At 69.3% G+C, this 25,112-nt stretch carries 18 protein-coding genes; 9 read left to right on the forward strand and 9 right to left on the reverse strand.

From position 1 onward, the window contains the following. Positions 1-13: 13 nt before the first annotated feature. Entirely contained in the window at positions 14-1,339 is a 1,326-nt protein-coding gene (locus EV667_RS02805) for a hypothetical protein (protein WP_245515944.1), read from the reverse strand. A gap of 205 nt (positions 1,340-1,544) precedes the next feature. Here EV667_RS02805 and dxs point away from each other — a divergent pair, with 205 nt between their 5' ends. Together dxs and EV667_RS02815 are read left to right on the forward strand one after the other, a co-directional pair. Next, positions 1,545-3,467, forward strand: a complete 1,923-nt coding sequence (gene dxs / locus EV667_RS02810) for a 1-deoxy-D-xylulose-5-phosphate synthase (RefSeq protein WP_131833801.1) — start codon at positions 1,545-1,547, stop codon at positions 3,465-3,467. Positions 3,468-3,483: 16 nt separating this feature from the next. Then, on the forward strand, positions 3,484-4,254 hold the full coding sequence (locus EV667_RS02815; RefSeq protein ID WP_131833802.1) for a TlyA family RNA methyltransferase: 771 nt from the start codon (positions 3,484-3,486) through the stop codon (positions 4,252-4,254). Positions 4,255-4,292: 38 nt separating this feature from the next. Here EV667_RS02815 and EV667_RS02820 read toward each other — a convergent pair whose 3' ends face one another. Next, entirely contained in the window at positions 4,293-4,829 is a 537-nt protein-coding gene (locus EV667_RS02820) for a DUF1097 domain-containing protein (RefSeq protein ID WP_131833803.1), read from the reverse strand. A gap of 212 nt (positions 4,830-5,041) precedes the next feature. On the opposite strand from EV667_RS02820, the gene EV667_RS02825 reads away from it, so the two are divergent. After that, positions 5,042-6,304, forward strand: coding sequence for a class I SAM-dependent RNA methyltransferase (locus tag EV667_RS02825; RefSeq protein ID WP_131833804.1), 1,263 nt, complete (start codon positions 5,042-5,044; stop codon positions 6,302-6,304). A 10-nt stretch (positions 6,305-6,314) separates the two neighbouring features. Here EV667_RS02825 and EV667_RS02830 read toward each other — a convergent pair whose 3' ends face one another. The 4 genes from EV667_RS02830 to aroC all read right to left on the reverse strand — a co-directional run bounded on the left by EV667_RS02830 (position 6,315) and on the right by aroC (position 11,488). After that, complete coding sequence (locus EV667_RS02830; protein ID WP_131833805.1) at positions 6,315-7,121, reverse strand: DUF1194 domain-containing protein; 807 nt, start codon at positions 7,119-7,121, stop codon at positions 6,315-6,317. A 163-nt stretch (positions 7,122-7,284) separates the two neighbouring features. Continuing rightward, positions 7,285-8,589 (reverse strand): 3,4-dihydroxy-2-butanone-4-phosphate synthase, encoded by a 1,305-nt coding sequence (ribB, locus tag EV667_RS02835; RefSeq protein ID WP_131833806.1) that lies wholly within the window; start codon positions 8,587-8,589, stop codon positions 7,285-7,287. 859 nt (positions 8,590-9,448) lie between these two features. Continuing rightward, entirely contained in the window at positions 9,449-10,225 is a 777-nt protein-coding gene (locus EV667_RS02840) for a DUF3800 domain-containing protein (protein ID WP_131833807.1), read from the reverse strand. A 150-nt stretch (positions 10,226-10,375) separates the two neighbouring features. Continuing rightward, positions 10,376-11,488, reverse strand: a complete 1,113-nt coding sequence (gene aroC / locus EV667_RS02845) for a chorismate synthase (RefSeq protein ID WP_131833808.1) — start codon at positions 11,486-11,488, stop codon at positions 10,376-10,378. 145 nt (positions 11,489-11,633) lie between these two features. Between aroC and EV667_RS02850 the strand changes: the two genes are divergently transcribed. Further along, positions 11,634-12,953: a hemolysin family protein gene (locus tag EV667_RS02850; protein WP_131833809.1), complete on the forward strand. Its 1,320-nt coding sequence runs from the start codon at positions 11,634-11,636 to the stop codon at positions 12,951-12,953. 34 nt (positions 12,954-12,987) lie between these two features. Here EV667_RS02850 and EV667_RS02855 read toward each other — a convergent pair whose 3' ends face one another. The 3 genes from EV667_RS02855 to aptA all read right to left on the reverse strand — a co-directional run bounded on the left by EV667_RS02855 (position 12,988) and on the right by aptA (position 17,402). Further along, complete coding sequence (locus EV667_RS02855) at positions 12,988-13,206, reverse strand: hypothetical protein (protein ID WP_131833810.1); 219 nt, start codon at positions 13,204-13,206, stop codon at positions 12,988-12,990. A 302-nt stretch (positions 13,207-13,508) separates the two neighbouring features. After that, complete coding sequence (hrpB, locus tag EV667_RS02860; protein ID WP_131833811.1) at positions 13,509-15,977, reverse strand: ATP-dependent helicase HrpB; 2,469 nt, start codon at positions 15,975-15,977, stop codon at positions 13,509-13,511. An 87-nt stretch (positions 15,978-16,064) separates the two neighbouring features. Then, positions 16,065-17,402, reverse strand: a complete 1,338-nt coding sequence (gene aptA, locus EV667_RS02865) for an omega-aminotransferase AptA (protein WP_131833812.1) — start codon at positions 17,400-17,402, stop codon at positions 16,065-16,067. Between the two features lie 297 nt (positions 17,403-17,699). On the opposite strand from aptA, the gene EV667_RS02870 reads away from it, so the two are divergent. The 5 genes from EV667_RS02870 (at position 17,700) to hisG (ending at position 25,024) form a co-directional block, all read left to right on the forward strand. Beyond that, a complete protein-coding gene (locus EV667_RS02870) occupies positions 17,700-19,646 on the forward strand; it encodes a tetratricopeptide repeat protein (RefSeq protein WP_131833813.1) in 1,947 nt (648 codons plus the stop codon). A 102-nt stretch (positions 19,647-19,748) separates the two neighbouring features. Continuing rightward, complete coding sequence (locus tag EV667_RS02875) at positions 19,749-20,864, forward strand: TIGR03364 family FAD-dependent oxidoreductase (protein WP_131833814.1); 1,116 nt, start codon at positions 19,749-19,751, stop codon at positions 20,862-20,864. Positions 20,865-21,145: 281 nt separating this feature from the next. Further along, positions 21,146-22,630, forward strand: a complete 1,485-nt coding sequence (hisS, locus tag EV667_RS02880) for a histidine--tRNA ligase (protein WP_131833815.1) — start codon at positions 21,146-21,148, stop codon at positions 22,628-22,630. 301 nt (positions 22,631-22,931) lie between these two features. Continuing rightward, positions 22,932-24,050, forward strand: coding sequence for an ATP phosphoribosyltransferase regulatory subunit (locus EV667_RS02885; RefSeq protein WP_131833816.1), 1,119 nt, complete (start codon positions 22,932-22,934; stop codon positions 24,048-24,050). Continuing rightward, a complete protein-coding gene (hisG, locus tag EV667_RS02890; RefSeq protein WP_131833817.1) occupies positions 24,047-25,024 on the forward strand; it encodes an ATP phosphoribosyltransferase in 978 nt (325 codons plus the stop codon). The genes EV667_RS02885 and hisG overlap by 4 nt, the downstream gene beginning before the upstream one ends. Positions 25,025-25,112 lie beyond the last annotated feature (88 nt).

The raw sequence follows: 25,112 nt of genomic DNA on the forward strand, positions 1-25,112 counted from the left end.
AGCGTCCGTTGGTTCAGGCAATCAGGGAGCCATCCGCCGCAAAGCGACCCACCGGCCCCTCTGCGCGGGAGGAAAGGTCGGGAAAGGAAAGCGGGCCGAGGGCGAACATGAAATAGTCGTAGGGCGCCTTCTGCTCATTCGCCAGCAGGAACTGGTAGTGCAGCCGCATGGCGTGCCAGCGCAGCCGCTTCAGCTTGGCGTGGGTGAGCATTTCCTTGATGTTGGCATTGCGCAGCACCGGCGGGCTGGGTTCGGGGTGATCGAAGCCGGCGCGGCGTAGCGTCACCGGGTGAAACTTGTAGAAATTGATGGCGTCGTGCCGCGCCTGATACTCGACCCATGTCAGGCGAGGGGTTGCGGCAACACGGGCGGCCTGCCTCCGCACCTTGCCGCCCTTGGCGTGCAGAGCGAGCTTCGGGATGGTGGCGCCGCAGGTGAGCAGGTTCACCCGCATCGGGCCGTCCGCCAGCCCGGGATCGAGGTCCAGCGCGCGCTCGATCACGCCAAGCATCAACGTCGCCCCCAGGCTGTGGCCGACCAGGATGATCTCGTCATGGCCACCGGCGCGCACCACTTCGCACAGCACGTCGGCGAAGCGGTCGAGCCGAGCGTCGAGGGCGGGAGTGCGGTCGCGCAGGTAGTCGCGCGCCAGGTCCCAGTCGTCGAGCGCCTGATGCAGGCGCCAGTCGCGTCCGGGCCGGTGGAACAGGGCGAAGAAGGTGGCGCTGCCGGCGGCGAGGGCCGCGAGCCAGGCGAACGGGGCGGGAAGGACCGACCCCAACGTCCAAAGCGCCACCGCTCCGGCAAGAACCGCTCCGGCGATAAACAGCGCGCAGATGAGATAGGGGAAAAAGAAGAAGGCCCCATAGCGCGGGCTGGCGCGGAAATAGCCCCGCGCCGCGCCACCGCGCAGAAAGTCCCACAGCCCGCCAAAGCCGCGCCACAGCCGCACCGGGTCGGGCCTAGCGTCGAGCGCGCCGATGATGTCTTCCCAGCGCAGGATGCGATACTCGGTGCGGGTCGACCAATTGGGGCCGCGCGCGCTCGCCTCCCAGCGGGCATAGTGCTGCTCGCCGTCGTCGAGCCGGGGCGTCACGCTCACCTCGACCGACCACAGCTTGCCGAACCGCTCCGCTTGGTTGGCAAAACGGCCATGGTGATAATCCATGTCGGTGGGGTCATGGCCGGGGAAAAACAGTACCAGCCGACGGAAGACTCGGCTGGACGGCGCCTTGGGGCTGGCTTCGTCGACCCGCGGGCTGTCGGTGGCGGCCCCCGTGCCGGCGGGCGCCTCCGGCCTGTCGTCCCTGTGCGCCGACGTCGCGACTCGTGCTTCCATCCCGCGTTTTTAACGGAAGCCGGGCCGGGAGGCCAACGCCGCGTCGACCCGCATGCGCGGTCTCCACATGCGGTTGCGTCCGGTCCCGCGCCCGGGGTCGCGCGAGCGTGCGTTGCGCGCCCCGCCGTCCTTGTGTATGCCGTTGGACTTCGCTCGGCGGCGCGCCCCTGTGCGCGCGGCCGGCGAATGTGTTTCGGAGCCGTTCTTGACCCGTCCCTCGACGCCGCTACTCGACACGATCCGCGAGCCGGCCGACCTGCGCCGCCTGCCGGAGGAGCAGTTGCCGCAGATCGCGGCGGAACTGCGCGAGGAGATGATCGACGCGGTGTCCGTGACCGGCGGCCACCTCGGCGCCGGGCTCGGCGTGGTCGAGCTGACGGTGGCTATCCACCATGTCTTCGACACACCCAATGACCGGCTGATCTGGGATGTCGGCCACCAGTGCTACCCGCACAAGATTCTCACCGGGCGGCGAGAGCGTATGCGGACGCTGCGCCAAGGCGGGGGTCTCTCCGGCTTCACCAACCGAACCGAGAGCGAATACGACCCCTTCGGCGCCGGCCATTCCTCGACGTCAATCTCTGCCGGGCTGGGCATGGCGGTGGCGCGCGACCTTGCGGGCGCCCAGCGCAATGTGGTGTGCGTGATCGGCGACGGCGCCATGTCTGCCGGCATGGCCTATGAGGCGATGAACAATGCCGGGGCGATGGATTCGCGCCTCATCGTCATCCTCAACGACAATGACATGTCGATCGCCCCGCCCGTGGGCGCCATGTCGGCCTATCTGGCGCGGCTGCTGTCGGGGCGCACCTATCGCTCGCTGCGGGAAACCGCCAAGCAACTCGCCGGCAATCTGCCGAAGTTCTTCGGCCGGCAGGCGGCGCGGGCAGAGGAATTCGCGCGCGGTTTCTGGACCGGCGGCACGCTGTTCGAGGAACTCGGCTTCTATTATGTCGGGCCGATCGACGGCCATAATCTCAGCCACCTACTGCCCATTCTTCGCAATGTGCGCGACGCTGAGACCGGCCCGGTGCTGGTTCATGTCGTGACCCAGAAGGGCAAGGGCTACCCGCCGGCCGAGGCCTCCGCCGACAAGTATCACGGCGTGCAGCGCTTCGATGTTGCCACCGGCGCGCAGAAAAAGGCGACCTCCAACGCCCCGAGCTTCACGCGGGTGTTTGCCGAGAGCCTGATCGAGGAAGCGCGGCACGACGACAAGATCGTCGCCATCAACGCCGCCATGCCGGCCGGCACCGGGCTCGACCTGTTCGGCGCGGCCTTTCCCGAGCGTACGTTCGATGTCGGCATCGCCGAGCAGCATGCCGTGACCTTCGCCGCCGGGCTGGCGACCGAGGGCTACAAGCCGTTCTGCGCCATCTACTCGACCTTCCTGCAGCGGGCCTATGACCAGATCGTCCATGACGTGGCGATCCAGCGCCTGCCGGTTCGCTTTGCCATCGACCGGGCTGGGCTGGTGGGGGCCGATGGCGCCACCCATGTCGGCGCCTTTGACGTGCCGATGCTGGCCACCCTGCCGGGCATGGTGGTGATGGCGGCGGCCGATGAGGCCGAGCTGATGCACATGGTGGCGACCGCCGCCGCTTATGACGAAGGCCCGATCGCCTTCCGCTATCCCCGTGGCGAAGGTGTGGGCGTGGAGCGCCCGGCGCGCGGCACCCCGCTGGAGATCGGTCGTGGGCGGATCGTGCGCGAGGGCTCGAAGATCGCCCTGCTCTCGCTCGGCACGCGGCTCGCCGCCTGCCTTGCGGCCGCCGACCAGCTCGCCGGCTTCGGCCTGTCGACCACGGTGGCGGATGCGCGCTTCGCTAAGCCGATCGACCGCGAACTGGTGCTGCGGCTCGCCCGCGAGCACGAGGTGCTGGTGGTGGTGGAAGAAGGCGCTGTCGGCGGCTTCGGCAGCCATGTGCTGACCCTTCTGGCCGAGGCGGGGGCGCTCGACCGCGGGCTCAAAATTCGCACCTTTGCGCTGCCGGACCGCTTCATCGAGCAGGATTCGCCGGCCAGCCAGATGCACGAGGCCGGGCTCGACACCGAGGGTATCGTGCGCGGGGTCTTCAATGCGCTGGGGCGCGAGGAAGAAGCCGCACTTGCCCTGCTGCGCGGCTGAGCCGGGTCGACCGGCGATGCGCCCGCCGTCCTCCGCAAAGTCCCCTGCCCCTTCGCCACGCCGCGACCGTGCCGACCGCGTTCTGGTGGAGCGCGGCATCTTCGACAGCCGCGCCCGCGCGCAGGCGGCGATCGAGGCCGGGCTCGTCACTGCCGATGGCAAGCGGGTCGCCAAGCCCTCCGAGACGATTTTCGCCACCGCCGCCATCGAGGCGCGGGAGGCCTATGAGTGGGTATCGCGGGCCGGGCTGAAGCTGGAGGCGGCCCTCGACGTCGCCGGGCTCTGCGTCAAGGGGCTGGAAGCGCTGGATGTTGGCGCCTCCACCGGTGGGTTTACGCAGGTGCTGCTGGCCCGTGGGGCCGTACGGGTTCATGCGGTCGATGTCGGGCGCGGGCAGCTTCACGAGCGGCTGAGGGGCGATGCGCGGGTCGTCTCGCTGGAGGAAACCGACATACGCAGCCTGGCGCCGGGCGCGGTGCCTGTGGCGGACATCGTCACCGTGGATGTGTCGTTCATCTCGCTGCAGCAGATACTGCCGGCGCTGCTGCCTCATCAAGCTGCAGAAGCCCGTCTGGTGGCACTGGTGAAGCCGCAGTTCGAGGTCGGCCGCGACAAGCTGTCAAAAGGGGGCATCGTCAAGGATGAGGGCGCCCGCGCGGAGGCGGTCTCGCGCATCGAGGCGTTGCTGGGCGAGCTCGGCTGGAAGGTGACGCACCGCCTCGTCTCGCCGATTCTCGGTGGTGACGGCAACGAGGAATGCCTCCTCGTGGCGGCGCGGGCGGCGTGAGACCGCCCGCGCCTTCTCACGATATGCGGCGGCGCCCGTCAGGCGCGGCGCGTCTGCCCGCCGCTGGCGACGAGCATCCCGGCGACTTTTTCCGAGACATAGCCGAGCAAGGCGCCGACGATCAGCGACAGAACGATCGTCACCAGCGGGTTGGCGAGGCTCCCGGCGGTGAGGTTGGCGAGCCCGTCGGTGGCGAGCAGCGCATAGCCGGCCATGGCGGCGAAGCCGTAGACCATCGCCGGAATGGCGGCGAAGGCCGGCAGGTTGGCGAGCAGGATCATCACCAGCACGCCGACGCCGACGCAGATGCCGGCCCAGACAGGCAGGCCCAGCGTCTCGCCAAGACCGCCACGGCTGACCGCGAGCAGCGTCAGCCACGCCATCACGGCGCCGGCGATGGTGGCCGTTACCGTTGCCTTGAGGCCGGCTTCCTTGCCACCGCAGTGGAAGAAGCAGGCCCAGGCGATGAACGCGACCCAGATTTGCAGGCCGCCGGCCAGAGGTCCGAGAAACAGCCAGGTGGCGACGCCCCCCAGCACGCCGATACTGATGGCAAGAGCCGAAACAAGCGACATTCTTTCCCCCTTTTCCCAGGTTAAGAGACTTATTATTATGTGCATGTGCGAAGTAAAGGCGGCTGTCCAACTTGAAAAATGGAATCAGCGGCGCCGACATTAGCGTAAATTATTGAAGTAAGCATGGAGTCTCTAGTTTTCGGGTATGTGAACCCAATTATTTTTTCGTAAATACATTATAACTTATGGATGATGACAGAGGTGAAGCCCGTATGAGCGTGACCAAGCTCGATGTTGCGCGGATCGGCCACCGGGGCGACGGCATTGCCGACACGCCGGAGGGTTCCGTCTTCGTGCCGCTCACGCTGCCCGGCGAGGCGGTGGAGGTGGAGCGCGAGCATGACCGGGCGCGGCTGCTCGCGGTGCTCGCGCCGAGCCCGGAAAGGGTGAAACCGATCTGCCCGCATTTTGGCCCGTGTGGCGGCTGCGCGCTCCAGCACTGGGCGCCGGCGCCCTATGAGGCGTGGAAGCGCGCGCTCGTGGTCGAAGCGCTGGCGCGGGCCGGCCTGGAGACGGAGGTTGCTCCGCTTCTGCCGGCGCATGGCGAGGGCCGCCGGCGGGCCACGTTTCATGCGCGCGGTACAGGAGGCAGCGCACCCAAAGGGCGCGACGTGCTCGCGGTCGGCTTCGCCGGGCGGCGCAGCCATGCGGTGGTGGCGATCGACGCCTGCCCAATCCTCGCCCCCGGCCTCGATGGCGCGCTCAAGGCCGCCTGGGCAGTGGCGCAGGAACTGGTGCCGATCGCCAAGCCGCTCGACATCCAGGTGACGGCGACCGAGACCGGGCTCGACATGGATGTGCGCGGCAGCGGCCCGCTGAAGCCGAACCGCGTCGCCGCCCTGGCTGAGATCGCCGGCGAGCACCGGCTGGCGCGGCTCACCCGGCATGGCGAGCTGGTGCTCCAGCGCGAGCCGCCGCTGCTCACCATGGGCCGCGCGCGGGTGGCGCTGCCGCCCGGCTCGTTCCTGCAGGCGACGGCGGCGGGCGAGGCGGCGCTGGCGCGGCTGGTGATGGAGGCGCTGGAAGAGCGCGCGCGCGGCGTGGTGCGGGCGGTGGATCTGTTTTCCGGCGTCGGCACTTTCACCCTGCGCCTCGCCGAGCGGGCACGGGTGACGGCCTATGAATCCTCCGCCCCCGCCATCGAGGCGCTGAACAAGGCAGTGCGCGGCGTGGCGGGGCTGAAGCCGGTGACGGGCGAAGTGCGGGACCTGTTTCGCCGGCCCCTGCTGGCGCAGGAGATGAAGGGCGTCGACGTTGCGGTGTTCGACCCGCCGCGCCAAGGCGCGGAGGCGCAGGCCCGCCAGCTGGCGGCGAGCGCAGTGCCGCTAGTCATCGGCGTGTCCTGTGACGTCACCACCTTCGCCCGCGACGCGCAGATACTGATCGAGGGCGGCTACCGGCTGGAGCGCGTCACCCCGGTCGACCAGTTCCTTTATTCCGCGCATGTCGAGCTGGTGGGGGTGTTCCGGCGCTGAACCGGCGCTCTCAGTTGCCCCAGCGCTCCATCCACATGCGCTCGCCGATGGAGCAGGAGACGCGGGGCTCGGTCGCGGAGGCGGGGCGGATGAGCGTTTTCTTCGGCGGCGTGACGCCGGCGATCTCCAGCACCAGCTTGGTCTTGATGGCGTCGGCGAATTGATGCGGCCCGCGCACCGGAATGACGAAGGCGCCGGGGCCGCCGATGACGCAGTCCTCGTAATAGATGTCGAGGTCGCCAATATCGAGCAGCGAGCCGGTGGCCTGCTTGAGCATCAGTGGCAGGCCGTTGATGGTGATGCCGCGCGCCGTGATGGCGTCGCGCGTCACGTCTACCAGCGGGCCCTGATTGTTGGTGCCGTCGCCGGAAATATCGATCACCCGCCGCAGGCCGCGAATGCCGTTGCCCTCGATCAGGTCGGCGCTGAAGTTCATGGCGCTTGAAATCGAGGTGCGGTAGACCCGGCGCAGCGGCGCCTCCCCGATCGCGGCGGCGAAGGCGCGCGCCTCGCTCGCGCTTCCCACCAGCGTCCAGTCGACCACCAGCTTCTGCTCGTCCGAGCCCGCCCATTCGACATAGGCGATGGCGATGCGGCCATTGGGGCCGAGCCGCAGCGCGTTGAGGAATTCCGGCGAGGTGACGGCCTGCATGTAGCCCTCGCGCTGCAGGGCGAGCTCGTCGAGGTCCATCGAATAGGACACGTCGACCGCCAGCACCAGTTCGACATCGACGATGTCATCGGCGCGGGCGCCGCCCGCTGCCGTCAGGCTGCACAAAGCGGCGAACAGGGCGAAAGCGGCACGCACGCACGGCATCGCGACCTCCGTCGGCGACGGAATCTCGACGTGTCAGAGAACCGTCGCCCTCATGGTGACACGAGGGGGAGGGGGCCAGAAGCCGAAAGTGCAGGCACTTGCCCGCCCCCGATGCCGTTCGCGTGAGCGGACGCTACCGGGGTAGGAGCGGGTGCGCCGGGGGTCAGACGTCCAGCGTTTCGGTGCCGGTAATCTCGATGCCGAAGCCGGCGACGCCGACATAGGTGCGGGCGCGGGAGGCGAGCAGGCGGATGGAGGAGATTCCGAGATCGCGCAGGATCTGCGCCCCGAGCCCGACCTCGCGCCAGTTCTGGTCGCGCATCTTGGCGCTCTCGATCCGCTCCTCGTCGCCCATGGTGGAGACCGGCACCCCGGTGGTGCCGTCGCGCAGATAGACCAGCACGCCGCGCCCTTCCGCCTTGATGCGCTCCAGCGAGGCGCGGATCGCCTTGCCGCCGGTGAACACGTCGCCGATGGGGTCGGCGCGGTGCAGGCGCACCAGAACGTCGCGGCCATCGCCGATCTTGCCGTGGACGAGCGCGATGTGGTTCACCGGCTCGAAGGGCGTGACATAGGAAATGGCGTGCATCTCGCCGACCACGGTGGGAGCGGCGAATTCGGCGGTGCGACTGACCAGCTTCTCGCGCAGCTGGCGATAGGCGATGAGGTCGGCGACCGAAATCCGGGCGAGCTTGTGCGTGCTGGCGAACTCGGTGACTTTCGGCCCCCGCATCACCGTGCCGTCGTCGTTCACCAGTTCGCAGATGACGCCCACCGGCTCCAGCGCGGCGAGCCGGCAGAGATCCACCGCCGCTTCGGTGTGGCCCGAGCGCATGAGCACGCCGCCTTCCTTGGCGATGAGCGGGAAAATGTGCCCCGGCCGCACGAAATCCACCGCGCCGGCATTGGGATTGGCGAGGCCGCGCACGGTGGCGGTGCGGTCCTCGGCGGAAATGCCTGTTGTGGTGCCGTGGCGATAGTCCACCGAGATGGTGAAGGCGGTGGCGTGCGGGGCGTCGTTGTCCGTCACCATCGGGTTGAGCCGCAGCCGCTTGGCGTGCTCGGCGGTGAGCGGGGTGCAGACGATGCCCGAGGTGTGGCGGACGATGAAGGCGAGCTTCTCGGGGGTGGCGAACTGGGCGGCGACGATGAGGTCGCCCTCGTTCTCGCGGTCGTCATCATCGGTGACGACGAGCATCTCGCCCCGGGCGAAGGCTTCGATCGCCGCTTCGACGCGGGCCTGCAGATTGTCGGTCATGAATATCGCCTCCACGCTCGCGAGCCCGAGGAAATCGTTCGGCGTCACCGCGCCGCCGGTGGCGGCGGCGATGCGCCCGCCCGCTTCCCGCGAGATCCAGGCCTGTTCGTCCTTGCACAGCGCGGTGATGCTGGCCGGCGACAGGCCGACGGCGCGCGCGAAGGCGCTGCGGGTCGTGCCTGATGTGGTGAGCCAGTCCGCGAGTTTCATCGCGAAACGATAGGACTGCCATCGTTAGGTGGCAATGAAAATTCGCGGATGTTTCAGTAATACTGAATTCTTCGCGTGGACCGATCCGCCGTCCCGAGCGCGCACGCTGAAGCGCCCCGTCGCCCGTTCGGACGCGGAGCTGCGGGCCGGCACGTCGCCTTCCGCCCTTCTGAAAGGGCGTGCGGGGCGCCGGGACGGAAGCCCCGGCGGTCGCCTGCACCGTGTGTGAAGAGTGGTGCAAGCTGGTCGTCAACCGTCCGACGCGCCGTCTCCGGCGCCCCGCAACGCGGTGTTTCTAGGCTTGCTCCATGCGCGCCCGGGAGGACTGTCACTTTCTATCCTCCCCTGTGGGGTGCTTCACGCGCCGGCTCGCCCTTATCGGACGGACGACGCGCTTCGCCCCGTGGCCGGTGGGAAGACCGGCCGGGGACGCATGGCTTGGGCCGCCGGGCGCCAGGGTGCGTTAGTCCCGCCGCACGGCCACCACCCCCCATCCCGCGCGAACCGGTCGCTCCGGTTGCGCCCCTTCGTCGGGATGAGGTGGAGCAAGGATGGCAGAGAAAGGGAGGCGTGTCTAGGATTTTATTCCTTTGACGGTCCTGCGTCGTCATCCCGGACGGTCGTTCAGCCGATCCGGGATCGTGCGGGTTGTTTATTGCGATCTCTACATTATCGCCGTGGCGCGTCGCGCGCGAATTCGGTTCGGACGAGGCCAAGGCGATTTTCGAGGGTCATGCAGCGACGATATCGCTGCGAGAATCTGGAATGATGCTTGAATTTTTTCCTTTACTCGTCTATGTTGAGATTGTCTCAACGTGCGAATACCTGAGGGTAAGCTTCGGAGTGGGCCTAGCCGGCCCTAGCGCGTTGGGACCGCGCCCTTCTTCCATTTGGGGGTCACGTTCCAAAGGCTGAATCGCCTGTGCCGCGGGGCGTGATTATGGTCGATGGCGACCGGTAGTTTAGCCGCCGCATAGGCGGCCAGTTCGGTTTTAATCGCCGACAACTCGCCGTTTAGGTGGCCGCCATTTCTTGCAGAGGTAAGCGCGCCTAGCGATACATCCAATAGCTGAAGCATCGGGTCGTCTTCAGAATTCCTAGCTTGGATATGGGTGATCGCATCGTGTGGGACCCGGTATTTAAGGCGCACCTCGGCATTAACGGCTGTCATTAGCTTTGGAAGGTTCGATGTGCAGTCGCCCGCGTCTGGTCGGACAAGTATTTTGGCCTGGCTTCCATAAAACCGTCCGGCGCGATGTACCAAGAGTTGGTAATAGGCTTTACTGACGGTATCTGTCTCTTTTCGGTTGCCGCTAGCCTTGTGATCGTATTCTTGGAACGGAGAGAACCGCACATGAAAATGAACATGGTTCTCTACGATTAGACTTTCCATCAAATCCAGATAGTCGCGGCAGATATCAGGTTTTGATTTTGCTTTAGTCCACTTGATCTCGGAGTGCGGCGAAACCCGCCGATTATGCTTCAGGCGCTCCATCTCCTTCGCGATTTCAGCGGCGGGCGCTGGTGCAACGGCAAGCCCGCCTATGCCCATCCACGCAAATGTACGTATGTGAGATTCGTCGCAAAAATACAGCAACGACGGCCTGTTCGCACCGGGCGGTTCCGGAAGATACATGCCCCACTGCCTCCAAGGAAACCGAAGAGAAAGTATGGCATGGCCACGGTAAGCACAAAATAGGACAGGTATTTTCGTCCCCGCCTGCCTCTCCACGTAAGTCGGAGTGATGCCGGCCCCTTCGCGCCGCTCCAGCCGGTCGTGCCAGCCTCAGCGCGGGAGCGGCCAGGCGGGCGGCGTGCCGACCTGCCCGCGATGGCGCAGGAAATGGTCGGCGAGCACGCAGGCGACCATCGCCTCGCCCACCGGCACGGCGCGGATGCCGACGCAGGGGTCGTGCCGGCCCTTGGTGACGATCTCGGCATTCTCGCCGTGGCGCGTCACCGTATGGCGGGGCGTGAGGATGGAGGAGGTCGGCTTCACCGCGAAGCGGACGACGACCGGCTGGCCGGTGGAAATGCCGCCGAGCACGCCGCCGGCATGGTTGGCGAGGAAGACGGGGCGGCCGTCATTGCCCATCCGCATCTCGTCGGCGTTGTTTTCGCCGGTGAGGGTGGCGCTGGCGAAGCCCTCGCCGATTTCCACGCCCTTGACCGCGTTGATGCTCATCAGCGCGGCCGCCAGATCGGCGTCGAGCTTGCCGTAGAGCGGCGCGCCGAGGCCCGGCGGCACGCCCTCGGCCACCACCTCGATCACCGCGCCGACCGAGGAGCCAGACTTGCGGATGCCGTCGAGATAGTCCGCCATGCGCGCGGCCGCCTGCGCGTCCGGGCAGAAGAACGGGTTGCGGCCGATCTCCGCGTCGTCCCAGTTGGCGCGGTCGATGCCGATCTCGCCCATCTGCACCAGCGCGCCGGTGATGGTGACGCCGGGCAGAACCTTCGCCGCGACGGCGCCGGCAGCGACGCGCACCGCCGTCTCGCGCGCCGAGGAGCGCCCGCCGCCGCGATGGTCGCGCAGGCCGTATTTCACGTCATAGGCGTAATCGGCATGGCCGGGGCGGTAGCTCTCGGAAATCGCCGAATAGTCCTTGGAGCGCTGGTCGACATTCTCGATCAGGAACGCGATCGGCGTGCCGGTGGAAATGAGCGTGCCGTCCTCCTGCGCCAGCGTGCCGGAGAGGATCTTCACTTCGTCCGGCTCGCGGCGCTGGGTGGTGAAGCGCGACTGGCCGGGGCGGCGGCGGTCGAGCGCCGCCTGGACTTCGTCGAGCCGGAAGTGGATGCCGGGCGGGCAGCCGTCGATCACCCCGCCAATGGCGGGCCCATGGCTCTCGCCGAAGGTGGTGACCCGGAAAAGATGGCCGAAACTGTTGAAGGACATTGCGGTTCCGCCGGCGGCAAGGAGAGGTTCCGGCGCTTCTAGGCGCCCGCGCGGCAGGCGTCAAACAGGGTGCGACAGCGCCGGCATGGCGAATGGCGCCGGCCGTGCTAGATGTTGGCTATCCCTGATTGCCAACCCCGAGCCAATGCCCCTTTTTGAAATCGCCGTCGTCGTCCTGCTCGTCCTGATCAATGGCGTGCTCGCCATGGCCGAGCTTTCCGTCGTGTCCGCCCGCCCGGCCCGCCTGCGCTCCCTGGCCGATAATGGCTCGCGCGGCGCCCGCATGGCGCTGCAACTGGCCGCCGACCCCGGACGCTTCCTCTCCACGGTGCAGATCGGCATCACCCTGATCGGCATTCTGGCCGGCGCCTTCTCCGGCGCCACGCTGGGCGGCATGATGGGCGAATGGCTGCAGGCGCAAGGTGTCTCGCCCGGTCTCGCCGGCGGCCTCGGCTATTCGCTCGTGGTGGCGGCGATCACCTATGTCTCGCTGATCATCGGCGAGCTGATTCCCAAGCGGCTGGCGCTGCGCAGCCCGGAAAAGCTCGCCAGCCTGGTCGCGCCCGGGATGGTGATGCTGGCGCGCATCGGTGCGCCCGCCGTGTGGCTGCTCGACATTTCCTCGCGCGTCGTGCTGCGCCTGCTGGGCGAGCACGGCACCAGCGACGAGAACAATGTGACCGACGAGGAAATCCGCGCCATCGTGATGGAGGCGGAGACCGCCGGCGTGATCGACCCGGACGAGCGCAAGATGATCGCCGGGGTGATGCGCCTCGCCGACCGGCCGGTGCGGGCGGTGATGACGCCGCGCACCGATGTGGACTGGATCGACCTGACCGACGAGCCCGACGCGGTGCGCCAGACGATCCGCGAGACGCGCCACACCCGCATGCCGGCCTGCGAGGGCACGCCGGAGGAGAGCGTCGGCGTCATCGACATCCGCGATTTGCTCGAAGCCTATCTCGACGGCGAAACCCCCGACCCGCGCCGCTTCGTCAAGCCGGCGGTGGTGATGGTGGAGACCGCCGGGGCGCTCGACGCGATGAAGTCGCTGCGCCACGCGGATTCGCCGCTGGCGCTGGTGGTGGACGAATATGGCTCCATGGTCGGCATCCTCACCCCCGCCGACCTGCTGGACGCCATCGCCGGCACGGTGGTGCTGGACGAGGCGGGCGTGGCCAAGCCGGATGTGGTGGAACGGGCGGATGGGAGCTATTTGGTCGCCGGCTCGACCCCGCTGGACGAACTCTCCGAGGTGCTGGGCATCCGCATCCCCCAGGATGCCGGCTTCCACACCGCCGCCGGGCTGGTGCTGCACGAGCTCAAGGCGCTGCCGCAGGAAGGCGCCGTGTTCGAGACGATGGGCTGGCGCTTCGAGGTGGTCGACATGGACGGAAGACGTGTCGACAAGCTGCTGGTGCAGCGCGCCGTCGTGCCGCGGCGCCGGGCGCCGTTGCTGGGCTGACCCGCGCCGGGCGGCAAACGTGGCGCCGCGCGGCTCAGCGCACCGCGGCGTCGACCGAGAGAGCGGAGGTGGACGCCGGCAGCCCGCCATAGCGGGTGCCGACGCCGACAACGACGGTGACGATGGCAACGGCCAGCGCCGCGGCGATGAGGCCGTATTCGAGGCCAGTGCCGTGGGACCGGCGTGCGACGGCGGTGCGGCGGCGCGATGCCATCGACTGCCCGACCATTTCCCGTTCCACCATTTCGCGCATGGACCTGTCTCTGCTTGAATTCATCCGCATGACATCTGTCTTGGGACAGATCTTGTTATGAGGACAGCTTGCGCCCCACATCTTGACCGTGCGTTAAAACCAGCGCCAACCGCGCGTGCTCTTGCTCCGTGGTTAATGTTTGCCGCTGGGGGATGGTTAATACTTTGCAACCGCGACGTGGGGCGGAGCGTCAGCTATGGGTAGGCAAAAGCCGTCATGGCCGCGCTTGGCCCGGTCCTCCACGACGTGGCGGGCACCAGGCGGGAAAGACGTGACGGTCTTTTGGCGGGGGGCGCCCGCGCTCAGCTGCGGGGCTTGGCGCGCCTTGTGGGCTCGGCATGGGCCGGGTCTTCCGGCCAGGGATGGCGGGGATAGCGCCCGCGCATGTCGGCCCGAACATCCCGCCATGAGCCGGCCCAGAAGGCGGGCAGGTCGCGGGTGAGCTGGATCGGCCGGTGCGCGGGGGAAAGCAGCGACAGGACCAGCGGCACCCGCCCGCCGGCAATGGACGGATGCGTGGTGAGGCCGAACAGTTCCTGCACCCGCACATGCAGGGTCGGGCCGCCGTCAGTGCCGTAGTCGATGGGCAGGCGCGAGCCGGTCGGCACCTCCATATGGGTGGGGGCCTCGGTCTCCATGCGGCGGGAAAGCTCCCACGGCAGCAGGGTGGAGAGCGCCCGGCCGAGCCGCTCAGTATCGAGCGCGCCGAGCGAAGTGACGTCGCCCAGCGCCGACGCCAGCCAGCCCTCGACGGTCGCGGCAAGGGCGGACCAGGACAGGTCCGGCCAGAGATCGGGGGCGCTGGCGTGGAGGAAGCGGGCGCGGTCGAGCCATTGCCGCTGCGCGTCGGACCAGTTCAGCCGCTCCAGCCCCCGCGCGGCGGCGGCGTGGGCGAGCGCGCGGGCGGTGTCCTCCCCCGGCTTCAGCGGCGCGGTGCGCTCGGCCAGCACCAGCGCGCCGAGCCGGCGCACATGGCGGGCGCGCAGGGCGCCGGCGGCGGAATCGAAGGCGGTTTCCACGCCCTCGGTGATGTCCGTGCCGAACTCGGCCTCGATCTCGGCCTCGGTGAGCTCGGCGGCGAGCAGGATGCGGGCCTCGTCGGCGGTGCCGGTGAGTTCGGCGATGGCGAGAAAGCGGGCGCGGGCGAGCGGGGAGGCGGGGTCCAGCGCCGCTCCGCGCCCGTTCGCCAGCACGAAGCGTCGCCCATCGCCGCGCCCGCGCGCGATGCGGTCGGGGAAGGCCAGCGCCAGCAGCACGGCGGGCGTTGGTTGCGGGCCCTCGATCTGAACCTGCCTCGCCGCCTCGCCGGCCCAGCGCTCCGCCAACCGGCGGGCCTCCTCGGCGCGGCGGGAGCGGTCGCGGGCAAAATCCATCAGCCGGTGGGCGAGATCGGGCGCGTCGCCGCCCAGTCCCCGCTCGGAGACGAGGGCGGCGATGCGCGCGGCCTCCTCCCCGGCGCCGCGCCGTGCGCCTTCGATCACCATGCGGGCGAGGCGCGGTTCCAGCGGCAGGCGGCCCATGGCGCGGCCGAGCGGGCTCACCTGCCCGTCGGCGTGGAGCGCGCCCAGCGCCCCGAGCAACGCTTTCGCCTCCTTCACCGCCGGGGGGGGCGGGGGGTCGAGGAAGGCGAGGGTGGCCGGATCGCGCGCGCCCCACACAGTGAGATCGAGCACCAGCCGGGAGAGGTCGGCGGCGAGGATTTCCGGCGTGGCGAAGGCGGGCAGGCTGGCGGTTTCCGGCTCGTTCCACAGGCGGATGCAGACGCCCGGCTCGGTGCGCCCGGCCCGCCCGCGCCGCTGGTCCGCCGCCGCGCGGGACACCCGCACCGTTTCCAGCCGGGTGAGGCCGACGCCGGGCTCAAAACGCGGCACGCGGGCGAGGCCGCTGTCGATGACGACGCGCACCCCCTCGATGGTGAGGCTGGTCTCGGCGATGGAGGTGGCGAGCACCACCTTGCGCCGGCCGGGCGGCGCCGGGGCGATGGCGCGGTCCTGCTCGGCGGGGGCGAGCGCGCCATAGAGCGGGGCGATGTCGAGGGCGGGATCATGGAGCGCCTCGCGCAGAAACCTCTCGGTGCGGCGGATTTCGGCGGCGCCGGGCAGGAAGGCGAGGATGGAGCCGCTCTCCTCCCGCAGCGCGCGCGAAATGGCCTCCGTCATCTGCCGCTCGATGGGCGCGCGCGGGTCCCGGCCGGCATAGCGGGTCTCGACCGGGAAGGCGCGGCCGAGGCTTTCCACCACAGGCGCCCCCGCCAGCAGCCGGGCGACGCGGGCGCCGTCCAGCGTCGCGGACATGACGAGCAGGCGCAGATCCTCGCGCAGCGCGCCTTGAGCGTCGAGCGCGAGCGCGAGGCCGAGATCGGCGTCGAGGCTGCGCTCGTGGAACTCGTCGAACAGCACGGCGGCGACGCCGGAAAGCTCCGGGTCGTCCAGCATCATGCGGGTGAAGATGCCCTCGGTGATGACCTCGATGCGTGTGGTGCGGCCGATTTTCGAGCCGAAGCGGGCGCGGTAGCCGACCGTTTGGCCCGCCTCCTCGCCCAGCGTCTGCGCCATGCGGGTGGCGGCGGCGCGGGCGGCGAGGCGGCGCGGCTCCAGCACCAGGATCTTGCGGCCCGCGACCCAGGGCTCGCCGAGCAGCGCCAGCGGCACCCGCGTCGTCTTGCCGGCACCCGGCGGGGCAACGAGCACGGCGGCATTGCCCGCGCGCAGGGCGGCGGTCAGTTCCGGCAGCGCATCGTCAATGGGCAGGGGTGCGAGGGGAGCGGGCATGGCGCAGGGCTATACAGCGCCAGCGCTAAAAGCAAAGGGCGCCCCTGAGGGCGCCCTTGCCGGAGTGTCGTGCTGCGGCGCGTCGGCTTAGAAAATCGCGTCGAGCGTGCGGCCGAGTTTTTCGACGATCTCGCCCATCTGGCTTTCGCTGACGATGAGCGGCGGGCTTACGGCGAAGGTGTCGCCGGCGGTGCGCACCATCATGCCTTCGTCGTGGAACAGCCGCTCCATGCCCTCATAGGCGCGGCGGCCGACGCCGTCGGACCGCGATTCGAAGTCCACCGCGCCGACGAGGCCGACGGTGCGGATGTCGAGCACGCCGGGCTTGGAGCGCAGCGAGTGGAAGGCGTCGGCCCAGATCGGCTCGATCTCGCGCACGCGCTCGAACAGGCCTTCCTCGCGGTAGAGGTCGAGCGTGGCGAGCGAGGCGGCGCAGGCCAGCGGATGCGCCGAATAGGTGTAGCCGTGGAACAGGTCGATGACCGGGTCGTCGCTCTTCACGAAGGCGTCGTAAATGTGCTTGCGCACCAGCACGCCGCCCATCGGCACGGCGCCCGAGGTGACACCCTTGGCGAAGGTGATCATGTCGGGCACCACGCCGTAGCGCTCGGCGGCGAAGGCATAGCCGAGGCGGCCGAAGCCGGTGATGACCTCGTCGAAGATCAGCAGGATGCCGTATTTGTCGCAGAGCTCGCGCAGGCGCTTGAGATAGCCGACCGGGGCGGGAATGGCGCCGGTGGAACCGGCCATCGGCTCGACGATGACGGCGGCGATGGTGGAGGCATCGTGCAGGGCGACGAGGCTTTCCAGCGCGTCGGCGCGCTCGGCGCCCCACTCCGGCTCACCCTTGGAGAAGGCCTGCTTCTCGCGATTATAGGTGTGCGGCAGGTGGTCGATGCCGGGCAGCAGCGCGCCGAACAGCTTGCGGTTCGGCGAAATGCCGCCGACCGAAATGCCGCCGAAGCCGACGCCGTGATAGCCGCGCTCGCGGCCGATGAGGCGGGTGCGCGTCGCGTTGCCGGTGATGGCGTGGTAGGCGAGCGCCATCTTCAGCGCGCTGTCGCCCGCTTCCGAACCGGAATTGCACAGGAAGACGTGGTCGAGATCGCCCGGCGCCAGCGCGGCGATGCGGGCGGCGACGGCGAAGGCCTTGGGGTGGCCATACTGGAAGGGCGGGGCGAAATCCATCTCCGCCGCCTGGTGCTGGATCGCCTCGACGATGGGGTCGCGGTTGTGGCCGGCATTGGCGCACCACAGGCCGGCGGTGGCATCGAGCACCGCGCGCCCTTCCGGCGTGTAGTAGTGCATGTCCTTGGACCGCGAGAGCATACGCGGCCGCGCCTTGAACGCCCGGTTGGGCGTGAAGGGCATGAAGAAGGCTTCGAGGTCGTTCGGGCTGGCGGCTGCGGAAGAGTAAGCAGACATGGATGACTCCGGCTGATACGGCGAAGGGGACAAGCCGCGCTTTTTTAGTCATGTATAATACGTAAGCAGGATGCGCTCACGAGAAATAATCATGATGTGATCACTTTCCCTTCTGCCGCGCCGGCCGCGTCACCGGCCGGCTTGACCCGGCGGCCTCATCGCGGCCATCAACGACCGGCAGAGGTAGGGGTGTTCACGCTGCGTCAGCTGCGTGAGTGTGGCGCGCCTTCCACATGAGAGCGTTTCTGCCGTGTCCGGGGCGTGGGGCCCGGGACGGCGCAGGATTAGGACGTTGCGGTGCCCGAGAGCACGACGGTCGAGACGCCCGGAACCGACGCCGCCTCCCCCGATGCGGTGCGGGGGGCGCTGTCGCATGTGCTCGCCTCCGAAGAACTGCGCTCCTCGCCGCAACTGGCCAATATCCTGCGCTTCGTGGTCGAGGCGACGCTTGACGGGCGCCGCGAGGCGATCAAGGGCTACACCATCGCCGTCGAGGCGCTGGGGCGCGACCCCTCCTTCGATCCTCAAGCCGACCCGATCGTGCGGGTGGAGGCGACACGGCTGCGGCGGGCGCTGGAGCGCTATTACGCCGGCGCCGGTGCTGGCGACAGCCTCGAAATAGCCATTCCGCGGGGCAGCTATGTCCCGCATTTCCTGCCCCGGCCGGCGGCTCCCGCGATGGCAGCCGAGGCGCCGGCAGCCCTGGCCGACCCGGCGGAGGCCGCCCCTTCGCCGGACGGCCCTTCGCGCGGCACTCCCGATGAGCGGCGCGCCGACCCGCTTCCTGCCTCTGCTGCCGCTTCTCTTGCTGCCACGCGGCCGGCCGCCGCGCCGCGCCGCATGGGCCTCGGCCTGGCGCTGGGCGTGCTTCTGGTGGCCGTGGCCCTTGTCGTCTCCGGCCTTGCGGTCGGCAGCCTCGATCCGCTCGGGCTGCGGGGAGTGCTGGCGGGCTCCCAATGGGTGCCGCTGGAGCGCACCAACCGGCTCGGTATCCCGATGATCGAGGTGCGCGACTTTGAATCGACCGGCGGCCCGGTGGCCTCGTCCGGCGACGGTGCGGCGGGTGGCGGCGGGGTGACCAGCGGCGATTTCACCGCCGAGGCGATCGAGGTGCGGGTGCGCGACGCGCTGGCCCGCTTCGACCTTCTCGATGTCCTCGCAAGCCCGGATGCGCGCCCGGCTTTGCGCTGTTCGGGCGAGAATGCCTCCCCCAGTTCCGCCTTCGCGCTGGGTGGGCTGGTGGAGAACCATGATGACGGCACGCTCTCGGTGCTGCTGCGCCTTTCCGACCTGTGCGACGGCACCATCGTCTGGTCGCGCGAATTCGACAGCCTGCGCCGGGGCGGCGACGCCACGGCGCTGGAGATCGGCCTGGTGCGGGACATCATGGCGGCCATCGCCGAGCCCTATGGCGTGATCCAGGCGCGGGCGCGGGCGCGCGTCACCGCCGCCGGCGGGCCGGCGATCGCGGGGCCCTATGGCTGCGTGCTGATCGCCTATTCCTACTGGCGCTCCTATCTGCCGGCCGAGCATGACGAGGCGCGCGACTGCCTGGAGAAGGCCGTGGCGGCGGACCGGACCTTCGCGCTCGGCTACGCGCTGCTGGCCGAACTGCATCTCGACGAGATCCGCGCCGGCGCCCCCTCGCGTGCCGCGACGCCGGCGCTCAACCGCGCGCTGGCGGCAGCGGAACAGGCGGTGGAACTGGCCCCGACCAGCGCCTTCGCCCGCCGGGTGCTGATGGACGTGCATTTCTTTCGCGGCGAGCGCGCGGCCACGCTGGCGGCGGGGGCCAGCGCGCTGGAGCTCAACCCCTATGATGTCGACATACTGGCGGATTTCGGTGGCCGGCTGATCGCCCTGGGGGAGACCGCGCGCGGCGAGGCGATGCTGGCGCAGACGGCCCATGCGGCGCCGGGCATGCCGCCCTGGGTGGATTATCACCGCGTGATCGCCGCCTATCTCAGGGGCGACGTGCCGGCGGCGGCGGCCGCGGCGGACCATTTGATGGGCGAGGGCTACGCGCCGGGGCTGCTGGCGCGGGCGCTGGCCAGCCATCTCGCCGGCGAGGATGACGAGGCGCGGGCCGACGTCGCCAAGCTGGTCGCCATCGCGCCGGGCTGGGCGAGCGAGCCCGATGCCATGATCGGCCGCTTTTTTCCCGATGCCGGCGTTGCCCGCAAGGTGCGGGCCGACCTCTCCGATATCGGCCTGAAGCTGAGCGATTCTGCCGCCGCGAACTGAACCGGGCCGGGCGGCGCGCACAAGGTCGCGTGGCGCGGGCGGGCGGGAGCGGCTATAGGCTTGGCCGCTTCCCGGATATCCCCTTCCACGCGGACCCTTCTCATGTCGGACAGTTTCGATCTCGCCATTGTCGGCGCGGGTGTCGTCGGTCTCGGCCACGCTATTGCGGCGCGGCGGCGCGGGCTGAAGACGGTTCTCATCGACCGCGACGCGCAGGCCAATGGCGCTTCGGTGCGCAATTTCGGGTTCATTACCGTCACCGGCCAGCAGCGCGGGACGTGCTGGCGCCGGGCGATGCGCTCGCGCGACATCTGGGCCGAGGTGGCGCCGAAGGCTGGCATCGAAGTGGTGCATCGCGGCCTGCTGGTGGCCGTGCGGCGCCCCGAGGCGATGGCGGTGCTGGAGGCGTTCCGCGCCACGGAAATGGGCGAGGGCTGCGACATGCTCACCGCCGAAGCGGCGCGCGAGCGGCTGCCGGCGCTCACCGGCGACCTCGCAGGCGGGCTGTGGAGCCCGCACGACATGCGCGTCGAATCGCGCGACGCCATTCCCCGCCTTGCCGCCTGGCTGGCCAGCGAGGGCGTGGAGTTCCGCCGCGAGAGCGCGGTCACAGCGGTGGAGCCGGGCCGGGTCGTCACCTCCTCCGGCGAGGTGAGGGCGTCGCGCATCGTGGTGGCGCCGGGCGACGATTTCCACACCCTGTTCGAGGACCGTTTCAAGGCTTATGGCGTCACCCGCTGCAAGCTGCACATGCTGCGGGTGAAGGACCCCGCGCTGGGCACCCTGCCGGGCTCCGTGATGACCGACCTCTCGCTCGGGCGCTATCTCGGCTATGCGGAACTTCCCGAGGCGGAGGCGCTCAAGCGGCTGCTGGCGGCCGAGCAGGCCGAGCACCTGAAGCACGGCGTACACCTCATCGTGGTGCAGTCGGCCGACGGGTCGCTGGTGGTGGGCGACAGCCATCATTATGGCGCGACCCCGGACCCCTTCGCGCCCGATTTCGTCGACGAGCTGATCCTCGACGAATACGCCGCCCTGTTCGGCCGCCGGCCGCCTGTCGCCGAGCGCTGGATCGGCACCTATGCCTCGGCGCCCGACCGGCTCGCCTTCATCGACCGGCCGCACGACCATATCCGCCTCGTGGTGGTGACGAGCGGCACCGGCGCTTCCACCGGCTTCGCGATTGCCGAGGAGGCGGTGGCGGAACTGTTCGATTAAAAGGGATTGGGCTGAAGAGCCTTTGCTGGGTCCCGGATCGGCGCTCCGCCTGCGGCGTGGCTGGTCCGGGACACGGGCAATCTCTGTTCCCGGACCAGCTGCCTGAAAGGCAGCGCCGATCCGGGACCCAGGAAAAACCCTTCGGCCACATCTCTTCCACCGCGCGCCGCCGCCTGAGGCCCCCGCCAAACCCCTTCGGCCATGCCCTTCCGCCGCCCCGGCATTGCCGCCACGCGCCCCATCCTCTAAACCCGCGCCGACACTCGTGAAGGACGGCGCCCATGGCCAAGGACAAACCCACCAAGCTCCGCGCCCGCATGCCGCGCGGCTTTGCCGATCGCGGGCCGGGCGAGCTCGTGCCGACGCGGGCGATGCTGGAGACCATCCGCAGGGTCTATGAGCTCTATGGCTTCGAGGCGCTGGAGACGCCCTTCATCGAATATACCGACGCGCTTGGGAAATTCCTGCCCGACCAGGACCGGCCGAATGAGGGCGTGTTCTCCTTCCAGGACGATGACGAGCAGTGGCTGTCGCTGCGCTACGATTTGACCGCGCCGCTCGCCCGCCATGTCGCGGAGAATTTCGACAAGCTGCCGAAACCCTTCCGCAGCTACCGCGCCGGCTGGGTGTTTCGCAACGAGAAGCCCGGACCGGGGCGCTTCCGCCAGTTCATGCAGTTCGACGCCGACACGGTGGGCGCGCCGACTGTCGCGGCGGATGCCGAGCTCTGCATGATGATGGCGGATACGCTGGAAGCGCTGGGCATCGCGCGCGGCGACTATGTCATCAAGGTCAATAACCGCAAGGTTCTCGACGGCGTGCTGGAGGCGATCGGCCTCGGCGGCGACGAGAATGCCGGACGCCGGCTAACGGTTCTGCGGGCCATCGACAAGTCCGACAAGGTGGGCATCTCAGGCGTGCGCGACCTGCTCGGCGAAGGCCGCTGGGAGAACCCCGAGGCCAAGAGCGGCGACTTCACCAAAGGCGCGGGGCTGGATGAGGGGCAGATCGAGATCGTGCTTGCTTCGCTCGATCCGGCAGCGGGCCAGGCTGCCGAGAACGACGCCTATCGCGCAGGAAAGGCGGAACTTGATGAGATCCGGGAATTTGTAAACGCAGCCGGCTACGCCAACCGCATCCGCATCGATCCCTCCGTCGTCCGTGGCCTTGAATACTATACGGGCCCGGTCTTCGAGGCCGAGCTGACCTTCGAGGTGAAGGACGAGAAGGGCCGCCCGGTGCGCTTCGGTTCCGTTGGCGGCGGCGGGCGGTATGATGGGTTGGTCGGGCGCTTCCGGGGGGAAGCTGTGCCGGCTACGGGTTTTTCCATCGGCGTCTCGCGCCTCGCCTCGGCGCTGTCCTATCTGAAGCAGGACGCCGCGCCGGAGTTCGGCCCGGTGGTCGTCGTGGTGATGGATCGCGACCAGACGGCGCATTATATGGGCCTCGTCGGCACATTGCGGCAGGCCGGCATCCGCGCCGAAATGTATCTCGGCAACCCGAAGAACCTCGGCAACCAGTTCAAATATGCCGACCGCCGCAACTCGCCTTGCGTGGTCATCCAGGGTTCGGATGAGCGGGCTAGCGGGCAGGTGCAGATCAAGGATCTGATCGAGGGCGCCAAGGCCGCCGCCGCCATCACCGACAATGCCGAGTGGCGCGAGAGCCGCCCGGCGCAGTTCGCCTGTGGCGAGGACGAGCTGGTGGCCAAGGTGCGCGAGCTGCTCGACCATCACGGCGTCCCGCACGGCGCCGCGTTGGGGTGAGGGGGGCAGCGTGTGCACCCTGTTCCCCGGACGCGCCGCATGGCGCGATCCGGGGCCCAGGGGGTTAGGCGCATCCTTTCCCCTAACCGGCGGCGGGCGGTGCTCGATACGAAGGCATATGGCCGCCTGCGGCGGGTCTTCTCCTGGGTCCCGGATCGGCGCTCCGCCTGCGGCTTCGCTTGTCCGGGACACTCCCGCCCGGAAACCATGTTCGCGCCCCCCGCATGGACCGGGGCGCGGGGCTTTGCTAGAAGCGCGCAGCTTCATCAACGGCCCATTTACCCGCAGACCGGACCCGCCCATGCCCGCCGACCAAAGCCACGCCGAGGAACTGCTCGCGCTCTATGCGCGGGCCGGCTTCGCGCGCGTCGAGCCGCCGGTGCTCCAGCCGGCCGACGCCTTTCTCGACCTCTCGGGCGAGGAAATGCGGCGCACCATGTTCATCACCACAGATCCGGAGGGGAACGAGCTGTGCCTGCGGCCGGACCTCACCTTGCCGGTGTGCCGCCACTACATCGGCGAGGGCGCCGCGCAGCCGCGCGATTTCGCCTATCTCGGCCCGGTGTTCCGCTCCGACGTGCCGGGCGGCGAGCTGCTGCAGGCCGGTGTCGAATCCTTCGGCCGGCATGATCGCGAGGCGGCGGACGCCGACCTTCTGGCGCTGGGGCTGGAGACGGCGGCGTTGTGGGGGGTGATCGACCCCACCATCCGGCTCGGCGATGCCGGCCTGTTCGCCACCCTGCTCGACGCGCTGAACCTGCCCCCGCTGTGGCGGCGGCGGCTGATCAAGGATTTCGCCCGCTCCGGCGATCTCGGTGCCGACCTTGCTCTGTTGAAGCAGCGCCCGGAGGCCGGCGGCGTCACCGCCCATGCCGGCGTGCTCTCGGCGCTGGCGGGCTCCGACCCCGACGCGGCGCGCGCGCTGGTGACGGACCTGCTCTCCATTGCCGGCATCTCCACCGTGGGCGGGCGCAGCGTGTCGGAAATCGCCGAGCGCTTTCTCGAACAGGCGGCGCCCGGCGACGGCGAGGGCCTTTCGGCCGAGAAGGTGGCGGTGATCGAGCGCTATCTCGCCATTGCCGGCAATCCCGACCAGGCGGCGGCGACCCTGCGGGCGCTGGCGGGCGAGGCGGGGCTCGATCTCGGCCGCGCGCTCGACGCCTTCGAGACCCGCACCCATTTCATCGCCGCGCAGGGCATCGAGCCAGGCCGGCTTTCCTTCGCCGCCGCCTTTGGCCGGCCGCTCGACTATTACTCGGGCATGGTGTTCGAGCTGCACGAGAACGGGGCCGGCGCGCCGCTGGTGGCGGGCGGGCGCTATGACGGGCTGCTCGGCCGGCTCGGTGCCGGCGAACCGATCCCCGCCGTCGGCTTCGCGGTGTGGCTCGGCCGTCTCGACGCCGTGGAGGCCCGCCCGTGAGTACCGCACCGCTGATCATCGCCGTGCCTTCCAAGGGCCGGCTGCAGGAAAACGCCACCGGCTTCTTCGCCCGCGCCGGCATGTCGCTGACCCAGTCGCGCGGGTCCCGCGACTATCGCGGCATGCTGACCGGGGTGGAAGGGGTGGAGGTCGCCTATCTCTCGGCGTCCGAAATCGCCAGCCAGCTCGCCGCCGGCGCGGTGCATCTGGGCGTCACCGGCGAGGATCTGGTGCGCGAGAGCATCCCGGACGCCGATTCCAAGGTGCTGCTGATCGAGGGGCTGGGCTTCGGCCAGGCCAATGTCGTGGTGGCGGTGCCGCAGGCGTGGATCGACGTGCGCACCATGCGCGACCTCGACGACGTGGCGACGCATTTCCACGCCACGCGCGGCCGGCGGGTGCGGGTGGCGACGAAATATCTCAACCTCACGCGCGGCTTCTTCGCCCGCCACGGCATTGTCGACTACCGCATCGTCGAGAGCCTCGGGGCCACCGAGGGCACGCCGGCCGCGGGCACGGCGGAGCTGATCGTCGACATCACCACGACCGGCTCGACGCTCGCGGCCAACGCGCTGAAGGTGATCGACGACGGCGTCATCCTGCGCTCGGAGGCCAATCTGGTTGCCTCCCTGCACGCGGACTGGAACCCGGCCGCGAAGGCGGCGGCGCGGGCGCTGCTCGACCGCGTCACCGCCGCCAAGCGCGCGGCGACCATGCGCGAGGTGAAGACCCGCTTCGCCGCTTGCGACGCCGGCGTGGTGCAGGAGGCGGTGCGCCGCTTCCGCGCATTGGCGCCGTTCGGCGCGCCGACCTCGTCCGGCATGGTGACGCTGCACTGCCCGCCGGACACGCTGCACGCGCTCGCGGTGTTTTTGCGCGAGCAGGGCGCGGCGACGGTGTCGGTCGGCCCGCTCGACTATGTGTTCGCGGCGGAAAACCCGCTTTATGCGACGCTGGAAGAGCGGATCGGCTAGTGGGACAGTTTCCCGGTCCAGCGGAGCCGAAGGCGAAGCGCCGCGCCGGGATCCAGGAATAACCCTTCTGCCGCACTCTCTGTGAGGT

The sequence above is a fragment of the Ancylobacter aquaticus genome, assembly GCF_004339465.1.
Lineage (GTDB): Bacteria > Pseudomonadota > Alphaproteobacteria > Rhizobiales > Xanthobacteraceae > Ancylobacter > Ancylobacter aquaticus.